Annotated in this window: 13 protein-coding genes; 8 read left to right on the top strand and 5 right to left on the bottom strand. The window is 60.8% G+C overall.

Annotation, left to right across the window (positions count from 1 at the left end; translation table 11 throughout):
- Positions 1–303 precede the first annotated feature (303 nt).
- The 6 genes from HK107_RS04000 to HK107_RS03975 all read left to right on the top strand — a co-directional run bounded on the left by HK107_RS04000 (position 304) and on the right by HK107_RS03975 (position 7,095).
- Complete coding sequence (locus HK107_RS04000; protein WP_173198737.1) at positions 304–1,401, top strand: Gfo/Idh/MocA family protein; 1,098 nt, start codon at positions 304–306, stop codon at positions 1,399–1,401.
- Positions 1,398–2,450 carry a sugar phosphate isomerase/epimerase family protein gene (locus tag HK107_RS03995; protein WP_173196982.1) on the top strand — a complete coding sequence of 351 codons (1,053 nt, stop codon included), beginning with the start codon at positions 1,398–1,400 and terminating at the stop codon, positions 2,448–2,450. The genes HK107_RS04000 and HK107_RS03995 overlap by 4 nt, the downstream gene beginning before the upstream one ends.
- Before the next feature lie 136 nt (positions 2,451–2,586).
- Positions 2,587–3,903, top strand: coding sequence for an MFS transporter (locus HK107_RS03990; RefSeq protein ID WP_173198734.1), 1,317 nt, complete (start codon positions 2,587–2,589; stop codon positions 3,901–3,903).
- Positions 3,900–4,502, top strand: a complete 603-nt coding sequence (locus HK107_RS03985) for a gluconate 2-dehydrogenase subunit 3 family protein (protein ID WP_173196980.1) — start codon at positions 3,900–3,902, stop codon at positions 4,500–4,502. The genes HK107_RS03990 and HK107_RS03985 overlap by 4 nt, the downstream gene beginning before the upstream one ends.
- A 30-nt stretch (positions 4,503–4,532) precedes the next feature.
- Positions 4,533–6,227, top strand: a complete 1,695-nt coding sequence (locus tag HK107_RS03980) for a GMC family oxidoreductase (protein ID WP_173196978.1) — start codon at positions 4,533–4,535, stop codon at positions 6,225–6,227.
- A 40-nt stretch (positions 6,228–6,267) separates the two neighbouring features.
- Positions 6,268–7,095, top strand: coding sequence for a sugar phosphate isomerase/epimerase family protein (locus HK107_RS03975; protein ID WP_173196977.1), 828 nt, complete (start codon positions 6,268–6,270; stop codon positions 7,093–7,095).
- 19 nt (positions 7,096–7,114) lie between these two features.
- Here HK107_RS03975 and HK107_RS15490 read toward each other — a convergent pair whose 3' ends face one another.
- Positions 7,115–8,203 (bottom strand): LacI family DNA-binding transcriptional regulator, encoded by a 1,089-nt coding sequence (locus HK107_RS15490; RefSeq protein WP_269815570.1) that lies wholly within the window; start codon positions 8,201–8,203, stop codon positions 7,115–7,117.
- A gap of 340 nt (positions 8,204–8,543) precedes the next feature.
- On the opposite strand from HK107_RS15490, the gene HK107_RS03965 reads away from it, so the two are divergent.
- Entirely contained in the window at positions 8,544–9,278 is a 735-nt protein-coding gene (locus tag HK107_RS03965) for a tetratricopeptide repeat protein (RefSeq protein ID WP_173196975.1), read from the top strand.
- On the opposite strand, the gene HK107_RS03960 is transcribed toward HK107_RS03965, so the two are convergent.
- Genes HK107_RS03960 through HK107_RS03945 form a run of 4 tightly spaced genes read right to left on the bottom strand, consistent with a single transcriptional unit; the run spans position 9,279 to position 15,305 of the window.
- The gene (locus HK107_RS03960) at positions 9,279–10,787 is read right to left on the bottom strand and encodes a tryptophan halogenase family protein (RefSeq protein ID WP_173196973.1); all 1,509 of its coding nucleotides are present in this window, start codon (positions 10,785–10,787) and stop codon (positions 9,279–9,281) included.
- Positions 10,788–10,817: 30 nt separating this feature from the next.
- Positions 10,818–12,335 carry a tryptophan halogenase family protein gene (locus tag HK107_RS03955; RefSeq protein WP_198912285.1) on the bottom strand — a complete coding sequence of 506 codons (1,518 nt, stop codon included), beginning with the start codon at positions 12,333–12,335 and terminating at the stop codon, positions 10,818–10,820.
- Positions 12,322–13,782, bottom strand: coding sequence for a tryptophan 7-halogenase (locus HK107_RS03950; RefSeq protein ID WP_173196971.1), 1,461 nt, complete (start codon positions 13,780–13,782; stop codon positions 12,322–12,324). Before HK107_RS03950 ends, HK107_RS03955 begins: the two co-directional genes overlap by 14 nt.
- Positions 13,782–15,305: a tryptophan halogenase family protein gene (locus HK107_RS03945; RefSeq protein ID WP_173196969.1), complete on the bottom strand. Its 1,524-nt coding sequence runs from the start codon at positions 15,303–15,305 to the stop codon at positions 13,782–13,784. The genes HK107_RS03950 and HK107_RS03945 overlap by 1 nt, the downstream gene beginning before the upstream one ends.
- 230 nt (positions 15,306–15,535) lie before the next feature.
- On the opposite strand from HK107_RS03945, the gene HK107_RS03940 reads away from it, so the two are divergent.
- On the top strand, positions 15,536–18,661 hold the full coding sequence (locus HK107_RS03940; protein WP_173196966.1) for a TonB-dependent receptor: 3,126 nt from the start codon (positions 15,536–15,538) through the stop codon (positions 18,659–18,661).
- Positions 18,662–18,665: the final 4 nt, after the last annotated feature.

Below are 18,665 nucleotides of genomic sequence, written 5' to 3'. Positions count from 1 at the left end.
GCAGTGCATGACCCGGTGACCTCAGGACGACACTTGCCTCGTTTCCTTGCCTCGCCCGGTTCTGTCCTCCCGGGCCTCAACTGTCGCGTTCAGACCCCGTGGCCACGCAGGGGTCCGCAGAAGAACGGTGCGGTACGATTGTCATTGTGCAGCGCAATATTCGCTAAAGGCGAGAGCAGTGCTCCCCTTCAAGAATACAGCTGACAACCTTGACATCCGCTCCGGAACTTCTGAGCGTTAGCGTTACCATAATACTCAGGGCAGGAGAGGAAACAAGTGACTTCCAAGCCATTGCGCATGGGCATGGTTGGCGGGGGTGCTGGCGCCTTCATCGGCGACGTGCACCGTCTCGCGGCACGCCTCGATGGGGCGGTGCAGCTCGTATGCGGAGCGTTTTCCCGCGACCCTGACAACTGCAAGAAAACAGGCGCCTCGCTTGGCCTTGACCCCTCGCGCTGTTATTCCGACTACGAAGAAATGATGGCGAAGGAAGCACAGCTTCCGGAGAACGAGCGGATGGAGTTCGTTTCCATCGTCACGCCGAACCACGTCCACTTTCCCGTGGCGAAGGCGGCGCTGGAGGCGGGGTTCCATGTGCTCTCCGACAAGCCTGCAACCCTCAATCTCGATGAGGCGCGGGCGCTCGGCGACATCGTTCTGAAGTCGGGCAAGGCTTATGGCCTGACCCACACCTATCTCGGCTACCCGCTGGTGAGCGCCGCGCGCCAGATCATCGCTGAGGGCGGCATCGGCAAGGTCCGCAAGATCTACGCTGAGTATATCCAGGGCTGGTTGGCGAAAGAAGTCGATAACAAGCAGGCCGACTGGCGCACCGACCCCTCCCGCTCGGGCATCTCCGGCTGCATGGGCGATATTGGCACGCATGCGCATAATCTCGTTGAGTACGTGACCGGCCAGCGCATGAGCCACGTTGCGGCCGACCTCTCGATCTTCGTCGATGGCAGGCGCCTCGATGATGATGGTTCAGCGCTCTTCCGCATGGATGGCGGGGCGAAGGGAACGCTCTCCGCCTCGCAGGTTTGCGTCGGGCGGGAGAACAGCCTGTCGATCCGCGTCTACGGCGAAACGGGCGGCCTCGAATGGCATCAGGAGGAGCCAAACACGCTCCTCAGGACCTATGCCGACCGTCCGATGGAGGTCATTCGGTCAGCCCACGGATATCTGCCTGAGAGCATTCAGGCGCAGTACCGCACGCCGCCGGGACACCCCGAGGGCTATCTTGAAGCCTTCGCCAACATCTACCTCGAGTTCGTCGAAGCGGTCCGCTCGGGCGGCGGCGTGAAGGCGGGCATGGAGCCTGCAATCAGGGGCATGGCGTTCGTCGAGGCGCTCGTGAAAAGCAGCGGTAACAATGCTGCGTGGACGGAGATTGAAGCGTGAAGACTATCAAGGGCCCTGCCATTTTTCTGGCGCAGTTCATGGGCGATGAGCCCTTCCACACGATGGAGAGCGCGTGCCGCTGGATGGCCGATGCTGGCTACAAGGGGGTGCAGGTGCCTTCGGATAATCCTGTCTGCATGGACCTGAAGCTCGCGGCCGAGAGCAAGGACTATTGCGATACCTTCAAAGGTCAGTGCAAGGAATGGGGCGTCGAGATCACCGAGCTTTCGACCCATATTCAGGGCCAGCTCGTGGCCGTGCATCCGGCCTATGACGTGGCCTTCGATGCCTTCGCTCCCGAAGAGCTGCACGGTAAACCGCAGGCCCGTCAGGAATGGGCCGTGCAGCAGGTCATGTACGCCGCCAAGGCGTCGCAAAACTTAGGTCTCGGCCGCTCCGTATCCTTCCCGGGCGCGCTCGTCTGGCCGTTCATGTACCCTTGGCCGCAAAGGCCCGCTGGTCTCGTCGAGGAAGGGTTTGAGGAGCTGGCCCGGCGCTGGCGTCCGATCCTCGATTATTATGACGAATGCGGCGTGGACGTCTGCTACGAAATCCATCCGGGTGAGGATCTTCATGACGGCGTGACCTTCGAGCGCTTCCTTGCGCTGGTGGACGATCATCCGCGGTGCAACATCCTCTACGATCCGAGCCACTTCGTGCTGCAGCAGCTCGACTATCTCGACTTCATTGATCACTACAAGGATCGTATCCGGATGTTCCACGTCAAGGATGCGGAGTTCCTGCCCAACGGCAAGAGCGGCATCTATGGCGGCTATCAGGGATGGGTCGACCGTCCGGGGCGTTTCCGGTCGCTGGGCGATGGCCAGATCGATTTCGGTGCGATCTTCTCGAAGATGGCGGCCAATGACTTCGACGGCTGGGCCGTGGTCGAGTGGGAATGCGCCCTCAAGCATCCCCAGGACGGCGCGCGAGAGGGGGCTCAGTTCGTCTCCGACCACATCATCCGCGTGACGGACAAGGCCTTCGACGACTTCGCAGGCGGTGACGTCAGTACAGAAACCAACAGAAAGATGCTCGGCCTCGACTGAGGTTACGAAGCACTTAGCGGGAGTGAAAGCCTTGTCCTCATCTGAAGCCCATCCCGGCGCTGCTGCCTCGCCTCCCGGCGCGATCAAGGCGGATCGCCTATTCCTCCTGAGCTGCCTGTCGCTGGTCGTCACGGCCATGACCTTCGCGATCAGGGCAGGGATCCTCTCCCAGCTTTCCGAGCAGTTCGCGCTCAGCGATACCCAGCTCGGCTGGGTCAACTCGATGGCCTTCCTTGGCTTCCCGCTGGCGATGGTGGTCTTTGGCTTCCTCTACAACAAGCTGGGGCCGAGGCTGATCATGATCCTCGCCTTCGCAGGGCACCTTTTGGGCCTCGTGCTGACGATCACAGCAGGTGGGTTTTTAGGGCTCCTGATCTCCACCTTCTTCATCGGCTTTGCCAATGGCTCGGTGGAGGCGGCGTGCAATCCGCTGGTCGCTGATCTTTACAAGGATGATAAGTCCAAGTGGCTCAACCGCTTCCACGTCTGGTTCCCCGGCGGCATCGTGATTGGCGCGGTGATCTCCTACCTCATGACCAATGCAGGCCTTGGCTGGCAGCCGCAGATCGCGGTCATGCTGATCCCCACGGCGATCTATGGGTACATGGTCTTCACCACGGTCTTCCCGGCGATTCCAGAAGTCGAGAAAAAGGTCGATCTGGATGCAAAGGGCATTGGCCTGATGGCAGCCATCTTCGCGCTGCTCGTCCTCATCGGTACGCCGAATGATTTCATTGGAGGTCTTCCCGGCACCTTCCTCCTGCCGCTGATCGGCGTCGTGGCGCTGACCTTCGCGCTGACCTTCTTCCGCACGGGCCAGACGCGAGACGCAGCGCTGCTCCTCGTCCTGATGGGCATCATGAGCATCACCGCGACATCGGAGCTTGGCACCCAGCAATGGGTCGACCGCATCCTCGGCGCCCAGCTCGGCGGCGTTCCGGGGCAGGCGATGATCGTCCTCGGCATGGTGACCGGCATCATGGCCGTGGGCCGCTATTTCGCAGGACCCCTGATCCATGCGCTGAACCCGTTCGGTGTCCTCCTGATGAGCGCAGTGCTGACGGCGCTGGGGCTCTTCCTCATGTCGTCCGCATCGGGAGGGATGGTCTACGTCTCGGCGATCATCTTCGCCTTCGGCGTCTGTTATTTCTGGCCGACCATGATCGGTGTGACAGCGCAGTTCATCCCGCGCTCTGGCGCTTTGGGGATGAGCCTTGTCGGGGCCGCCGGGATGTTCGCGCTGACCATCTGGAACCCGATCATCGGTGGCTGGATCGACAGTGCACGGATGACGGCTGAGGAGACGGGGCTCACAGGCACGGCTGTCGAGGTTGCGGCAGGGCAGGGCGCGCTCTCCAAGCTCGTCCTCTTCCCTGTGTCCCTCATCGTGCTCTTTGCGATCCTCTACGCTCTCAAGGACCGCATCGCGAAAACGGCTGGAGACGAAGCATGACCCAACCTCAAGCATCCCGCCGCGACATGCTGCAGGGGCTCCTCGCCCTTGCAGGGACCGGAGCGCTTGCAGCCTGTGGCCAGCAGACGGGTCAGGCCGACGTGCCTGCAGGAACGCTCTATCCCAAAGGTGATCCGCGGAACGGAGCAGCGTCGGGGTTCTACACCGAAGAGCTCCGTTCCTTCGTCAGCCAGCTGAGCGATATCATCGTGCCGGATACGGACAGCCCCGGAGCCCTCAAGGCCGGGGTGCCTGAGCGCCTGGCGATGGTGCATGAGAACTGGCTCGACCGGCAGGGAAAGATCGAATGGCTCACCAAGGTTCAAGAGGTCCACGACGCCCTCTCCGCCGACGGTGACAGATCGTTTGCTGAGGCTGATGCCGAAGCGAGGCTGGCCATGGTCAAAGCCATGGATGAAAAGGCCTATGACAAAGGCGGCAACGGCGCAGACGCCTACCGCCAGCTGAAGCGAGAGATCGTCGGCGCTTACTACACCACCGAAGCCGGGTGTACGGAGGAGCTGCAATGGCTCGCCACCCCCGGTGATTGGAAGGCCTGCGTTCCCCTGAAAGAGATTGGCCGGACCTGGGCTGTCTAAGGCAGGCTAGGACGGTATTGGAGTACACTGATGACTGATTTTGATGCCATCGTCGTTGGATCGGGGATGAGCGGCGGCTGGGTCGCCAAGGAGCTCTCCGAGCGCGGCCTCAAGGTGCTGGTGCTAGAGCGCGGGCGGAACATTGATCCGGCCGAAGACTATACCGACCAGAAAACGCCATGGGAGATCGCGGAAACCGACCCTCTTACCGACGAGGAAGAGGAAGAATACCACATCCAGAAGAGCGTCTACGCCTTCTCCAAGGTCAACAAGAAGCTTTGGGTCAAGGACACCGAGCACCCCTACGAAACAGCTCCCGGAACGGACTATATCTGGCGTCGCGGCTATCACCTCGGTGGGCGCTCGATCATGTGGGCGCGGCAGAGCTATCGCTTCGCGCCTCTCGATTTCGAAGCCAATGCGCAGGACGGCTATGGCGTCGACTGGCCGGTCAGGTATGACGATATCGCTCCGTGGTATGATTATGTCGAAAACTTCGCTGGTATCTCGGGGTCGAAAGAGGGCCTTGAGCAGCTTCCTGACGGCGACTTCCTCCCGCCCTTTGAGCTCAATTGCATGGAGAAGAAGGTCAAGGCCGCCATCGAGGAGCGCTGGCCTGAACGCAAGATGATCACCGGGCGCGCAGCGCACCTGCGCGAGGCTCGGGACCATCATAAGAAGCTCGGCCGGGTCCAGTGCCAGGTCCGGTCGCGATGCGAGAATGGTTGCGTTTTCGGCGGGTACTTCTCGGCTGTCTCGGCAACGCTTCCGGCCGCGAGGCGGACTGGCAACGCGACCATCGTCACCGATGCGATCGTCCATTCTGTCGACTACGATCCACAGACGAAGCGCATCACGGGCGTGAAAGTTATCGACTCCAACACGATGCAGCGCCGGACTTACACGGCGAAGCTCGTCTTCCTTAACGCATCGGCCATTGCGTCTGCGGGCATACTGATGAACTCGGCCGATGAGGAAAACCCGAACGGCCTTGCGAACCGCAGCGACCAGCTTGGCCGCAACCTGATGGACCACGTCACCGGCGCGAGGGCGCAGGCCGTCTTCAACGACTTCCCCGATAGCTACTATTTCGGCAGGCGGCCCAACGGCATCTACATCCCGCGCTACGTCAATATTGGCGGACAGGATCAGGACTTCGTCCGAGGCTTTGGTTATCAGGGCAGTGCACGGAGGGTTGGCTGGAACTCCGACATTCCGGGTATCGGACAGGACCTCAAAGAGAAGAACCGCGATCCAGGTCCGTGGATCTTCTGGCTCACCGGTTTCGGCGAGGTTCTCCCCGATGAGAACAGCCGCATGACCCTCCACCCGACGAAGACGGACAAATGGGGCGTGCCGATCCCGGTCATGGATGCGCGCTACGGGGAGAACGAAGAAAAGATGATGCGCAAGGCGTCGAAGGACGCAGCCGAGATGCTGAAAGCAGCGGGCGGCAGGATCATCTATTCGTCTGAGGACGATTTCGGGCTCTCGGCCCCTGGCAACACGATTCACGAGATGGGCACGGCGCGGATGGGTCGCGATCCGATGACGTCGGTTCTCAACAAGTGGAACCAGGCCCACGACATCGACAATCTCTTCATGACCGACGGTGCGTTCATGACGTCGAGCGCCTGTCAGAACCCCTCACTCACCTACATGGCTTTCTCGGCAAGGGCTGCGAACTACGCCACGGACCTCTTCGAGCAGGGTGTGTTCTCATAGGGCGGAGCCAACCGTCTACGGAAGAAAAAGGTATCGGCTTATGAAACGGTTTCTCGGCATCTGCGCGCTTGCACTCACCGCAGCATGCGGATCTGGCGGTGAAGTCTCGACCCCCGAGGGTTCGGACTACGCCCCTGGCGTTCAGCTCTACACACTGCGAGCACCGCTTGCGGAAGACTATGAGGGCACCCTCCAGAAAATCGCTGATGTCGGCTATGACCAGGTTGAACTCGCGGGCTTCTTTGGTCGCGATCCCGCCGAGGTCCGCGAAATCCTGGCCAGCAAAGGGCTGACCCCTGTCGCGTCCCATGTCGATTGGCGACGCTTCCGCGATACGCCCGAAGCGGTCATCGATGAAGCCAAAGCCGTCGGCGCCGAGTACGCGATCCTCGCCTACCTCCCCGAAGATGAGCGCCAGACGCTTGCCCAATGGCAGCAGTGGGTCGAGCGGATCGATCAGGCCGGTGCGTATGCTGAGAAAATCGGCATCAAGTTCGCCTACCACAATCACGAGTTCGAGTTCGAAGAGGTGGAGGGCGTGATCCCCTTCGATCTCATCCTCGAAGGCACCGACCCGGACCGTGTGAAGATTGAACTCGACGTCTTCTGGGCCACGCTTGCAGGCTTTGATCCGGTTGCGATCATGGAAGCGAACCCTGGGCGCATCCCGCTCCTCCACATCAAGGATATGAAAAGTACGGATCAATCGATGGTCGATGTTGGCCGAGGCGATATCGACTTCGCGCGGATCCTATCGACGGGAAGGAAAACGGGCGTCGAGCACTACTTCGTCGAGCACGACAACCCGGACGACGCGCTCGTATCGATCAGCTACGCTTATGAGCATTTGAGCGATCTCGAATTCTAGCCAGCGACCAGGGCCGCTTCTAGTCGAGAAGCGGCCTTGTTGACTCTCGCTTGACCAGGGTGTGCGGAACAACTCGCTGGCGTTGGTCAGGGGCGATCGTCATAATGTCGGCGTCGAGCAAGCCGACGGCGATCTCCGCCATCTCCCGCACTGGCTGACGAATGGTCGTCAGGGGCGGCCAGTTGGCTGCAGCGCTCGGCGAGTCGTCAAATCCGACCACGGACAGATCCCTCGGGATGCGAAGGCCCTGCTCATAAGCAAAACCAATAGCGCCGCAGGCCATGTCGTCGTTCGTCGCGAAGATCGCCGTAGGCTTCTTGTCGCCCGAGAGGAGCCTGCGAGCAGCTTCCCGGCCCGAATGGTAGTCGAAGTTACCGTCGGCGATCAGACGCTCGTCGACCGGGATACCCGCCTTTTCAATTGCGCGTTTGTAGCCTTCAAACCTCAAGGCGCTCGCGGCGTGCGCAGCGGGCCCCCGGATCAGGCCGATGTCCCGGTGGCCGAGCTCAAGGAGGTGGCTGGTCATATCCTCCGCAGCCGCGATCTCATCGATGCATACGGACAGTCCGTTGCCCCAATGGACAGGGCCAAGCGCGATGTACCTGATTTCCGCAGCTGCGATTTTCGCCATGAACTCAGCGTCTTCCGAGAGAGGCGGCGCAACGACCAGGGCCTGAATGCTCGAGCGCAGGAACGTCTGTTCCACATACTGAGGATCCCTACGCAGAAGATCCTCATCCGGCTTGTCGACCACCAGAAGGTGTTGGCGCTCCCGGCAGGCTGAAAGCGTGCCGAGCAGCAGCTCGCTCAGATAGCCGTGACTCGGGTTGGTGTAGAGGAGACCGACACACAGGCTGCGGCCATTGGCGAGGCTGCGCGCCATGATGCTCGGCCGGTAGTTCAGCTCACGGATAGCGTCGAAGACCCGGCGCTTCGTCGTCTCGCGCACGACGTCCTGATTGTTCAGGACCCGCGAAACGGTCATGGGCGATACGCCAGCTTTTTGCGCAACTTCTTTGATCGTCGAACCAGAGCGACGCACGTCCCAGACTCCCTTTTTCTTTTTGCCGCGAGTCAACGCGACAAAAACCCTAGCGTTCAACGGCATACGCGATGACCTTGAACATCGCCAGATAGAAGAGCGCATCCTGCCAAGAGATATTGTGGTGCGTGCAGCGCCCTCTCGAGGCCAGATCCGACCGACGGCCCTCTCTCCCTCCGTGGTCGCTCATCGTTCTGGAATGATAACAGTAACATCGGCGCTGCCATTTTGCCACACCCCTGACTGTCAGAGTTAGAAAAATATACGAAAACAGAGGCTTGAAGCTCTCCGACGTCCGCCGGCGATGCTGTGATCGGATTTTCCGCTCTGTGTCGGCCTTTATTGTCTCTCGATGTCAGATCGGGCAGTATAGTGGGGTCGAACCGCTTCGATTGGGGAAGATCTCATGACTAAGAACCGCCTGTTGGCCGCCGCCTTCGGCTTCATGATGGCAGCTTCCTTCCCCGCGAGCGCTCAGGACAATGAGGAGGCCGCCGATCAGGCCGAGGCTGAGGCAGACGACACGATCGTCATTGAGGTCCCGATCCAGCGCGACAACGCCATGGATGCCTTCCGGCGCGGCGATTACGCAAAGGCTGAGGTGGAGTTCAATCTCAACGCCCGCTGCGCCCTTCGCCGTGAGCGTGAGCAGGAAGCGGCCTTCGAAAACGCCCGCCGTGATGCAGCGCGTGGCGAGACGCAGAGCCAGAGCCAGTCCACGACCCCCTCAGGTGCCAGCGGCCCGGGCCAGGGCGGCTCCAGCAATCAGGGCGCCAGCAGCGGCGGCTCTTCCGTGCCGAACAATGTCCGTGACGAGGGCGAGGAGAGCAAGGAGCGCACCTGCGAGAACCGCGGCTTCCAGCTCTACATGAAGGGCCTCTCGCAGCTTCAGCTCGGTAAGACTGAGGACGCGAAGAAGAATTTCCAGACCGCGATTTCCCTCGACCCCATGCTCTACGACGCCCACTACAAGCTAGGCCTGATCGCCCTTCTTGAGGGAGATGAAGGTACTGCGAAGCGACGCCTGCGGAGCATCAAGACAGTGCTGCGCCGCTGCCGCAAATGCGAAGCCAAGGACGAGATCGAACAGCGTATCACGCACCTTGAGGCAGCGATTGCCGGAGAGGTCGAGCTGCGCTGATCAGCGCGCGCCCATGACCTTCTGAAGATAGGTGCTGTGATCCTCGAAGGCGTCCATGCATTTCTGCGTGGCGCGGCGCATCTCGGTCATACGGTGATCAAGCTCTGCATCGGACAGGCGGTTGATAAACGGGTGATACCTTTTCGGACGGACATTCTGCCCCTCGAAGACCGCAAACCAGCTGGTGTCGCCAAACAGCTCGTTGTCGTGGCGGTAGAGCCGTCCGTTCTCTGAATAGATGTCCATCCGCTGCTTGAGCGTCTCAGGCAGCTCCATCGTCCGGCAGTAATTCCAGAACGGCGTATCGTCCCGCTGGGTCGCGTTGTAGTGGAGGACGAGGAAGTCTCGCACCTGCTCGTACTCCAGCAGCGTACGCTGATTATAGTATTCGATATCATGCTCGTTGAAGAGACGGTCCGGGAAGTTGGTCATCAACCGCGCGATGGCGGTCTGAATGAGGTGGATGGAGGTCGACTCCAGCGGCTCAAGGAAGCCTGACGCGAGGCCGAGCGCCACGACGTTCTTGTTCCAGACCTTGTTCCTGATCCCCGTGGTGAAGCGCAGGAAGTTGGGGTCTGCCAACGCTTCGCCATCGAGGTTGCTCTTGAGGACCGAGACGGCTTCGTCGTCGCTGATATACTCGCTACAATAGACATGACCGTTGCCTGTCCGGTGCTGCAGCGGAATGCGCCACTGCCAGCCCGCGTCACGAGCCGTTGCGCGGGTGTAGGGAATGGGCGGGCCATTCATCTCACACGGCATGGCGACAGCGCGGTTGCAAGGCAGATAGTGCGACCAGTCCGTGTACCCCGTCTGAAGCGTCTGCTCGATCAGAAGGCCACGGAAGCCCGTGCAGTCGATGAAGAGATCACCCTCGATGACCTCGCCATCTTCCATTTCGAGGCTTTCGATGAAGCCATCTTCGGCGCGCTGGTTGACCTTGGTGATCTTGCCCTCGGTCGTCCGTACCCCGCGGGCTTCAGCGACCGATTGCATGTACTGCGCATAGAGCGCGGCATCGAACTGATAGGCGTATTCGACCGTGTTCAGCGGCGAGTTGTTGAGGTTGGTCTTAGGGTGGGTGAACTTGCCAGCCTTGGCCGCCGAGACGACCAGGTTGTAGTCATCGACGTGGGCAGAGCCTGGCTGGTTCTGGTGACGAAGCCAGTAATGGTGGAAGTGCACCCCGTCCATATTGTATCCATACGGACCGAACGGGTGTATGTAGCTGTCGCCTAGCTTGCCCCAGTTCACGAACTCGATGCCGAGTTTGAACGTGGCTTTGGTCTTCCGCAGGAACTCTGCTTCATCAAGGCCGAGCAGACGGTTAAAGTAGCGAATATGCGGGATGGTCGCCTCGCCGACGCCTACCGTACCGATCGCTTTAGATTCGATGACCCGTATGCTGACGGTTGGGTCATTGAGGAGAATGGCCAGCGCTGAGGCTGCCATCCAGCCCGCTGTGCCGCCGCCTGCCACGACAATTTTCCTGATCCTCAAATCGTCCACGTCTCTGATCCCTAGTCTTTTGTTGTTCTCTTAGATGCCCGATGGGGCGTAGCGCCGGATGAAGGCCTCATGGGTCGGCATCCGCTCTGCCGCCTGCGCGATGGCGCCTTTCATCGAGGCGAGGCTGCGCTCGATGGCGGGAAGCTCCACGGAGCTTGCGATCGGATCGACCGTCCGCGGAATGATGTTCTGTCCAATGAAAACCGCGATCCAGCTCGTCTTGGAGAAAAGCTCGTCCTCGAAGCGGAACACGCGCCCCGCCTGCTCGAACAGCTCCCAGCGTTCCTTCAGGGAGTCCGGCACATCCATCGTCCGGCAATAGTTCCAGAACGGCGAGTCATCGCGTTCGGTTGCCTTGTAGTGAAGGATGATGAAATCGCGCACCTGTTCGAATTTTTTCGTCAGCAGGCTGTTATATTGCTGCTGCACGATGGCCGGCATGTCCGCCGTTGGGAAGAGCGAGATCAGCTTCGAAATGCCCTCCTGAATGAGGTAGAGCGATGTCGATTCCAGAGGCTCAAGGAAGCCGCCAGAGAGGCCAATGGCGACGCAGTTCTTCTCCCAGAACCGCTCGCGGCAACCGGTGCGGAACTTGATCTTCCGCGGCTCACCCAAGGGCTTGCCGTCAAGGCCATCAAGGAGCGACTGGCGCGCGGCGTCGTCATCCATGTAGGCACTCGAATAGATCTGACCGTTGCCCGTTCTGTGCTGGGTCGGGATGCGCCAGCGCCAGCCTGCTTCGGTCGCCGTCGAACGGGTGTAGGGCAGGAGAGGCCCGCTCCGCTCGCACGCGACGGCCTGGGCGGTATCGCAGGGCAGCCAGTGGCTCCAGTCCCTGTACGGAACGTCCAGCGTCTCTTCCTGCAGAAGGCCTCTGAATCCGGAGCAATCAATGAAGAGGTCGCCCTCGATCGTCGTCCCATTGTCCAGCGTGACGCTTTCGATGAACCCGTTCTCGGCGTTTTGTGCGACGCTTTCAATCTTGCCTTCCTGCCGCTTCACGCCGCGCTTCTCGGCGTAGTCGCGCAGAAAGCGGGCATAGGCTGTGGCATCAAAATGATAGGCGTAGCGGATCTGCGAAAGCACCGAACGCGGATCGTTCTGCGGCAGGCAGAACTTGTCCTTCATCGCCGCGGCCGAGCAGAGGCTGTAGTCCTCGAGCCGGCTCTGAGGGTCGCCGGCTTTCGTCCGCATCCAGAATTGATGGAAGTCGATGCCCTGCATATCGGCGCCGTGGGTGCCGAAGGGATGGAAATAGCTCTCGCCCAGACGAGACCAGTTCACGAACTCGATGCCGAGCTTGAAGGTGCCGTTGGTGGCCTTCAGGAACTCTGCCTCGTCGATGCCGAGCAGCGCGTTGAAGTTGATGATGTCCGGGATCGTCGCTTCGCCGACGCCGACCGTGCCGATAGCATCGGACTCGACCAGAGCCGTTTCCACCGCACGCGGAGAAAGAAGGCTCGACAGCGCGGCAGCCGTCATCCATCCGGCGGAACCGCCGCCAACGATGACGACCTTGCGGACCTGGTTGTCTTCAGGATTGGCCAAGGTTCTTCCTCGTCAGATAGTCTTTGAATTTCGTAAGATAGACATGGTGGGGCGGCATGGCGGCCACCACCCTGTCCACCGTTGTGCGGACACTCGTCAGCGCACGATCGATGTCATCGGTGGGGACTTGATCGACCTGTGCATCGTGCCGCGACGGGCGCCTACCGATACCGAAATGCTGGACGGCCCAGTCCTCTGCGTCGAACGGTTCATGATCGTACTGTACGAGCACGCCGCGGGATGCGAACTGCTTCAGCTTGCGGTCGAGTTCGGAGGGAATGTCCGAGCCCTGAGCTTCAGCCCAGAAGGGCGTGTCGGGGAAGTCGTCGCCGACAAAAAGCGCGCGGGTGAACAGGCTCGCGTTCTTCGTGTCGTTGGCGTGGAGGCGATTGAACTCACGGCGCTCCACCGACATATCGTCTGCATCAGGAGCAAGCTCGACCAGACGTTGGACCGCGCGCTCCAGGAGCATCATCGGCGCAGGGGTGAGGGGCTCAAGAACCGCAGAGGCAAGCCCGATGGCGACGCAATTGCCGACCCATGCCTCTTCCACATGGCCGGTTTCGAAGGTCAGCGCCTCTTCATCGCCAACGGCCTCCTGCTTCTGGTCGGGATGGAAGACGCGGAGCTTCGAAATCCTGTCCTGCAGAGGGGTGTCGATATCGTAGCCAAAGCTCTGGAGGCTGACGGTCCTGTAGGCGGGAGGGGGCGAGGTGAGGGCCGCCTGAGAGTGGGCTGCTGCCAGGGTCCGAGCTGCTGAAAAGCGCGCACCGACCGCTGAAGCGAGCTTACGCTCTGTGCCCGAACAGTCGACGTAGAGATCTGCTTCGACGGTCCTTCCATCGACGAGCTTCAACCCCTTGATCTCGCCATCCTCGACGAGGACTTCAGCACCATCGCTGAGATAGCGCTCCTGCGCGGTGACTGCCGGATGGCGCCCGACGAGAGCTGTCAGCGCTTCTGGAGAGATATGGTGACCATACTCAGCCTTGGCGAGGGGGTGCCCCTGTTCCTCGGGCGGGTGGGCAAACTTGCCTGCCTCGGCAGCAGCGGCCGCAATGAGGTAGGGCGATAGGCCCTCGCTCCGCTCACGGAGGAACTGATGGAACGGAACGCCGAAAAGGGTTTCAATCGGCGCCTGAAAACTCTGAAGCCAGCTCCTGCCAGGCGCAGGCCAGTCTTCGAACTTGGTGCCGAACGAGAACGAAGTCGGGGCACCAAGGAAGAGCCTCGGTTCGGTCAGGCCGATCGACTGGAAAAAATCATAGGCCGACGGCCCCGCGGCATTGCCGAACAGAATGTCGTCGGGCGCGGGCGCGACGCTCCCTACACGGATGCAGGTGGCTGCGCTGCCAAGGCCGACCGCGAGGGCTGCTGCAGTCAGCTCGGCGGTCATGCCACGTCCGAAGATCAGGACACGGAGAGGCTTTTTTGAAGGCTGGTCCATCAGGTCGTCCGCCAGGCCGCTTGCGGCGCGTCAGCGAGGTAACGCTCAAGGAAGTCGGCGTGGACGGGGGTCGCCTCCGCCTCTTTCGCGGTCTTGGCGCGAATGTCCTCAAGATATCTCAAAAGATCAGCCTCCGGAATGCGATCCGCACGCTTGTCGTGATTCTTCGGCTCCAGGTTCTGGCCGAGCATCACGGCGATCCAGCTTGGCGGCAGGAACACGCCGAATTCGTAGGGCAGCACATAGCCACGCGTCAGCCATGCATCGATCTTCTCCTGAAGCGAATCCGGAAGGGTCAGGTTTCGGAAATGCCGCCACATCTCACTGTCGTCCCGTTGGGTGGCGACATAGTGAAGAAGCAGGAAGTCCCGCACCCGCTCAAAGTTGAGGCCCATCCGCTCATTGTACTCGTCAATGTCGTAGGGCTCGAGCTCACCGGTCGGGAAGAGCTCGATCAGGTTGGTGATGCCTTCCTGGATCAGGTGGATCGACGTTGACTCCAATGGCTCGAGGAAACCGCCGGAGAGGCCGATGCTCACCACGTTCTTGTTCCAGAACTTCTTGCGGCGGCCCGTCGTGAAGAAGAGCTGCCTCGGCTCTGCGATGGCCCGTGCATCAAGACCGTCCATGAGAGTCTTCAGGGCCTCATCATCGGTGGCAAAATCGCTGCAGTAGACATGGCCGTTGCCGGTTCGGTGCTGGAGCGGGATCCGCCATTGCCAGCCAGCGGTCTTCGCTGTGGCGCGGGTAAAGGGCAGGGGCTTTCCGTTGAGCTCGGTCGGCACCGCAACCGCCCGGTTGCAAGGCAGCCAGTTCGACCAGTCATCATAGCCGGTTTTGAGGGTCTGCTCGATCAGGATGCCCCTGAAGCCTGAGCAGTCGACAAAGAGGTCCGCCTCGATCGTTCTGCCGTCGTCGAGGGTCACCGACCGGACGTGGCCGCTCTCGGGATCGACGGCGACATCGACCACTTTGCCCTCTTGCCGCTCGACGCCTGCCGATTCGGCATAGCCGCGCAAGAACTTCGCGAAGAGATTCGAGTCGAATTGGTACGCATAGCCAAAATTCGAGCCAATCTGGTCAGGATTCTCACCCGGAATGCGGAACCTGCCGGCCTCCGCCGCAACTATTGGGTAAGAATAGTCGTCGAGCCGCGAGACCTTGGAAACCTTGCCTGCGCGGAGCCAAAGCTGGTGGAAATCATTGTCCGGGGTGGGCAGCCCATAGTCCCCGAACGGGTGGATGTACCGGTCTCCGAGCGCACCCCAGTCGCAGAACTCGATGCCCAGTTTGAAGGTCGCATTCGTCTCCCGCATGAAGGCCCGCTCGTCGATGCCAAGGGCCTGATTGAAAAAGCGAATATGCGGAAGGGTTGCCTCGCCGACACCCACCGTTCCGATCTGCTCGGACTCAATCAGGGTCACCGGCACGGCCGACCTCTGGAACTTGTTCGCAAGGGCAGCAGCGGTCATCCAACCGGCCGTGCCGCCCCCTAGCACGCATACAGACTGCGACTGCTGCATAAATACAACATCCTTATGGTAGCGTGCACATTTAGCACGGTTATCGCTTTTGTGACACTATACACGCCGCGACAAATGGCTAACGATGTCTTCTGTGGAGGACAGGGCACCCTCTTGCAAACGATCCGAATTGGCGGGGACACGTCAGGCAGGATGCAGGGGACAGCGCAGGGTCAATAGCCTCTTCAAAGACATCAGAAGGCCTTTTTGTATCCTAGGGAGGATCATCAATGAGTTTGAGACTGAAGATCAGCGGCGCTTCAGCGAAGTGCGCGCTGCTGGGCTCAACAGCGCTCCTGGCGCTGGCGATGCCCACTGCCCACGCGCAGGAACCTGCTGACGGGATCGAAGCCGCCGAAGACAGCGACGTCATCGTCGTCAAAGGCATCCGCCAGTCGCTGCGTACCGCACGTGACACGAAAAAGAATTCCGACGTCGCGGTCGACTCGATCACGGCATCGGACGTCACCCAGCTGCCCGACCTCTCGGTTGCTGAAGCCCTCGCCCGTGTCCCGGGTGTCGTGGTTCAGCGCTTTGAGCTTGGCGGCTCCGACGGCGACTTCCCGAGCCCTGAAGGCTCCGGCAACATCGTCCGTGGTCTCCAGTACGTTCGTTCCGAGTTCAACGGCCGTGACGCGTTCTCCGCGAACGGTGGTCGTGCTCTCGAGTGGGCTTCGATCCCGCCGGAACTGATCGGCTCGGTCGACGTCTACAAGTCGCAATCGGCCGACATGATCGAAGGCGGTATCGCCGGTACGGTGAACCTCCGCACCCTCGAGCCCTTCGACAATTCCGGCCCTGTTGCCGTTGTCGTTGGCGAAGCCACCTACACTGACCTCGCAGAAGAGTGGGCACCGGGCGGCAGCGTCGTTCTCGGCAACCGCTGGAGCACGGACGCAGGCGACTGGGGTCTCCTGGGCATGTTCTCGACCTCCGAGCTCAACTCGAAGATCAACGGCTTCCAGTACGGTCAAGTGGTTCCGGTCGCGCACCCGGATCCGAACAACATGAGCACCATCGGCCTTCCCGGCGGCTTCCAGGCTCGTGACGTCGACTTCGAGCGCGAGCGCGATTCGATCTACGTCGCTGGTCAGTGGCGTTCGCCTGACTCGACCCGTGAGCTGACGGTCAAGTACATCCGTGCCGAAAACGACACGGCCTCCAGCGAGCGCACCTTCGAGTGGTTCACCGACGGTGAGTCGTGGCAGAACTGGGAATTCCTCGGCACCGACTACAACATCACCCCGTTCACGTCCTCGGGCCTGCCCCAGTGTAACGGCAACAACGAAGGCGCCAATGGCGGTCCGGGCTCGTGTGAGACGCTCGTCCCGGTTGACGGTGGCCTCTTCGAAGCCGGTACGGTCTCCAACGGCCTGCGTGACTGGCTCGGTACCGATGGTACGCTCGGCACTCCGTTCTCTGGCCTTGCCGTTCGCGAGACCCGTAACTCGGTGACCTCGGACCTCAGCGCCAACTATAAGTGGCGTGCGACCGACAACCTCTTCCTCGAGTTTGACGCGCACTACACCGAAGCTACGGCTACGCTCGACCGCCTCTGGGCTGGTACGAATGTCTTCGCGGACTACGAGTTCGACTTCTCCGACATCGAGAACCCCGAGGTCCGTCTGTTCCTCGATGACTCGATGCAGGTCCAGGAATGGGCTGTCCGCGGTGGCAATGGCGTTCCGCCGACGTCGCTCGCAGACCCGGCAACCTCGTTCCTGCTCTTCGCAGCAGACGAGTTCCAGGAGAACGATGGCGAGCTCTTCGCATGGCGCGGTGACGCGACCTATGAGTTCGACAACGACAGCTGGTTCGAGTCGGTGAAGTTCGGCGTCCGCCGTGCTGAGCGTAAGCAGAACAACCGTCAGGCTGGCCTGAACTGGGCTGGTATCGCTCCTCCGTGGGCTGGCGGCTACCTGCCGTTTGGCAACATCACTGCCGTCGACAACGCTTCTGAGTTCGTCGACTTCAGCAACTTCCAGCGTGGCGGTGTCTTCCAGGGCGAGAACACGGGCGTCGTGTTCCCGAGCGCCGAGCTTCTCAACAACTATGACGACTTCGTCGCCTTTGTTGACAATGAGCCGCTCATCAACACCCCAGGCACGTTTGCTCCTGACTGGAACCCGCTTCGCCGCAATGGCGTCACGGACTTTGCCGGTCGCGGCGCAGATGGTTCGGTTACGGAAGAAACCACCAACGCTTATGTTCGCTTCGACATCGCAAGCGAGTTCGCCAACGGCATGACGCTCGATGGCAACTTCGGTGTTCGCTATACCCGGACGGACATCCTGAGCAACGGCGTCGTCGACTTCCAGAACCTCGATGCCCAACCGGCATCGTTCCTTCCGGAACTGGCAGCGTTCATGGCGAACGGCGATGCACTCTCGGTCACCGAGCGTGACTATGAGTACTACCTGCCGTCGCTGAACCTCAAATGGGGTCTTAACGACGAGATGCTGATCCGCCTCGGCATCAGCGAGTCGATCACGCCGCCGAACATCGCCAGCCTCAACGCAGGCGGCGGTGCATTCGCTCCGCTGGTCTTCACGCCTGACCCGAACGATCCGATGGCGGTCGCCAACATCGAGTCGCAGGGCACCATCATCATCAATGGTGGCAACCCGAACCTTCAGCCGATCGAATCGCTGAACTTCGACCTGTCCTACGAGTACTACTTCGGTGAAGACGGCCAGTTCTCGGTCGCGTTCTTCCACAAGGAACTCGAGAACATTATCGTCTTCGGTGAAGAGAACCTCGGTGTCGTGAACCTTGACGGCATGGACATCGGCCTCGACTTCCGCGGCGAGACGAACCTCAACGACGGTTCGGTCTCGGGTGTCGAAGTTGCCTTCCAGCAGTTCTTCACCGAGCTGCCGGGCTACTGGTCGAACTTCGGTGTGCAGGCCAACTACACCTACCTCCAGTCTGAAACCGAGCCGCTTCCGGCTCTGGAAGATGCTGACGGTGACGGTGTTGAAGGCTTCCTGACGGTCTTCCGTTGGGGTGTGCAGGACCTCCTTGGTCTCTCCGAGCACAACTACAACCTCGTCGGCCTCTACCAGACCGACAAGTTCGAAGCCCGTCTCGCCTACAACTGGCGTTCGGAGTACTTCAGCTCGTACCGCGACTTCATCACGGGTAACCCGATCATCCAGGATGACATCGGCTTCCTCGATGCGTCGCTCCGTTACGACCTGACGGACAACCTTCAGTTCCGTATCCTCGGTGCAAACCTCCTGGATACCAAAGCTGTCGCGTTCCAGCAGATCGACCAGGAAGGCCAGCGCTTCGGCCGCTCGGTCTTCACCAACGACCGCCGCTTCGAAGTCGGCGTCCGGTACTCGTTCTTCTAAGAGC

Origin of the sequence: Parvularcula mediterranea, from assembly GCF_013085255.1 — a bacterium.
In the GTDB taxonomy this organism is placed as follows: domain Bacteria; phylum Pseudomonadota; class Alphaproteobacteria; order Caulobacterales; family Parvularculaceae; genus Parvularcula; species Parvularcula mediterranea.
Note: the sequence above shows the minus strand (reverse complement) of the source record. Positions and strands in the feature narration are given on the sequence as shown.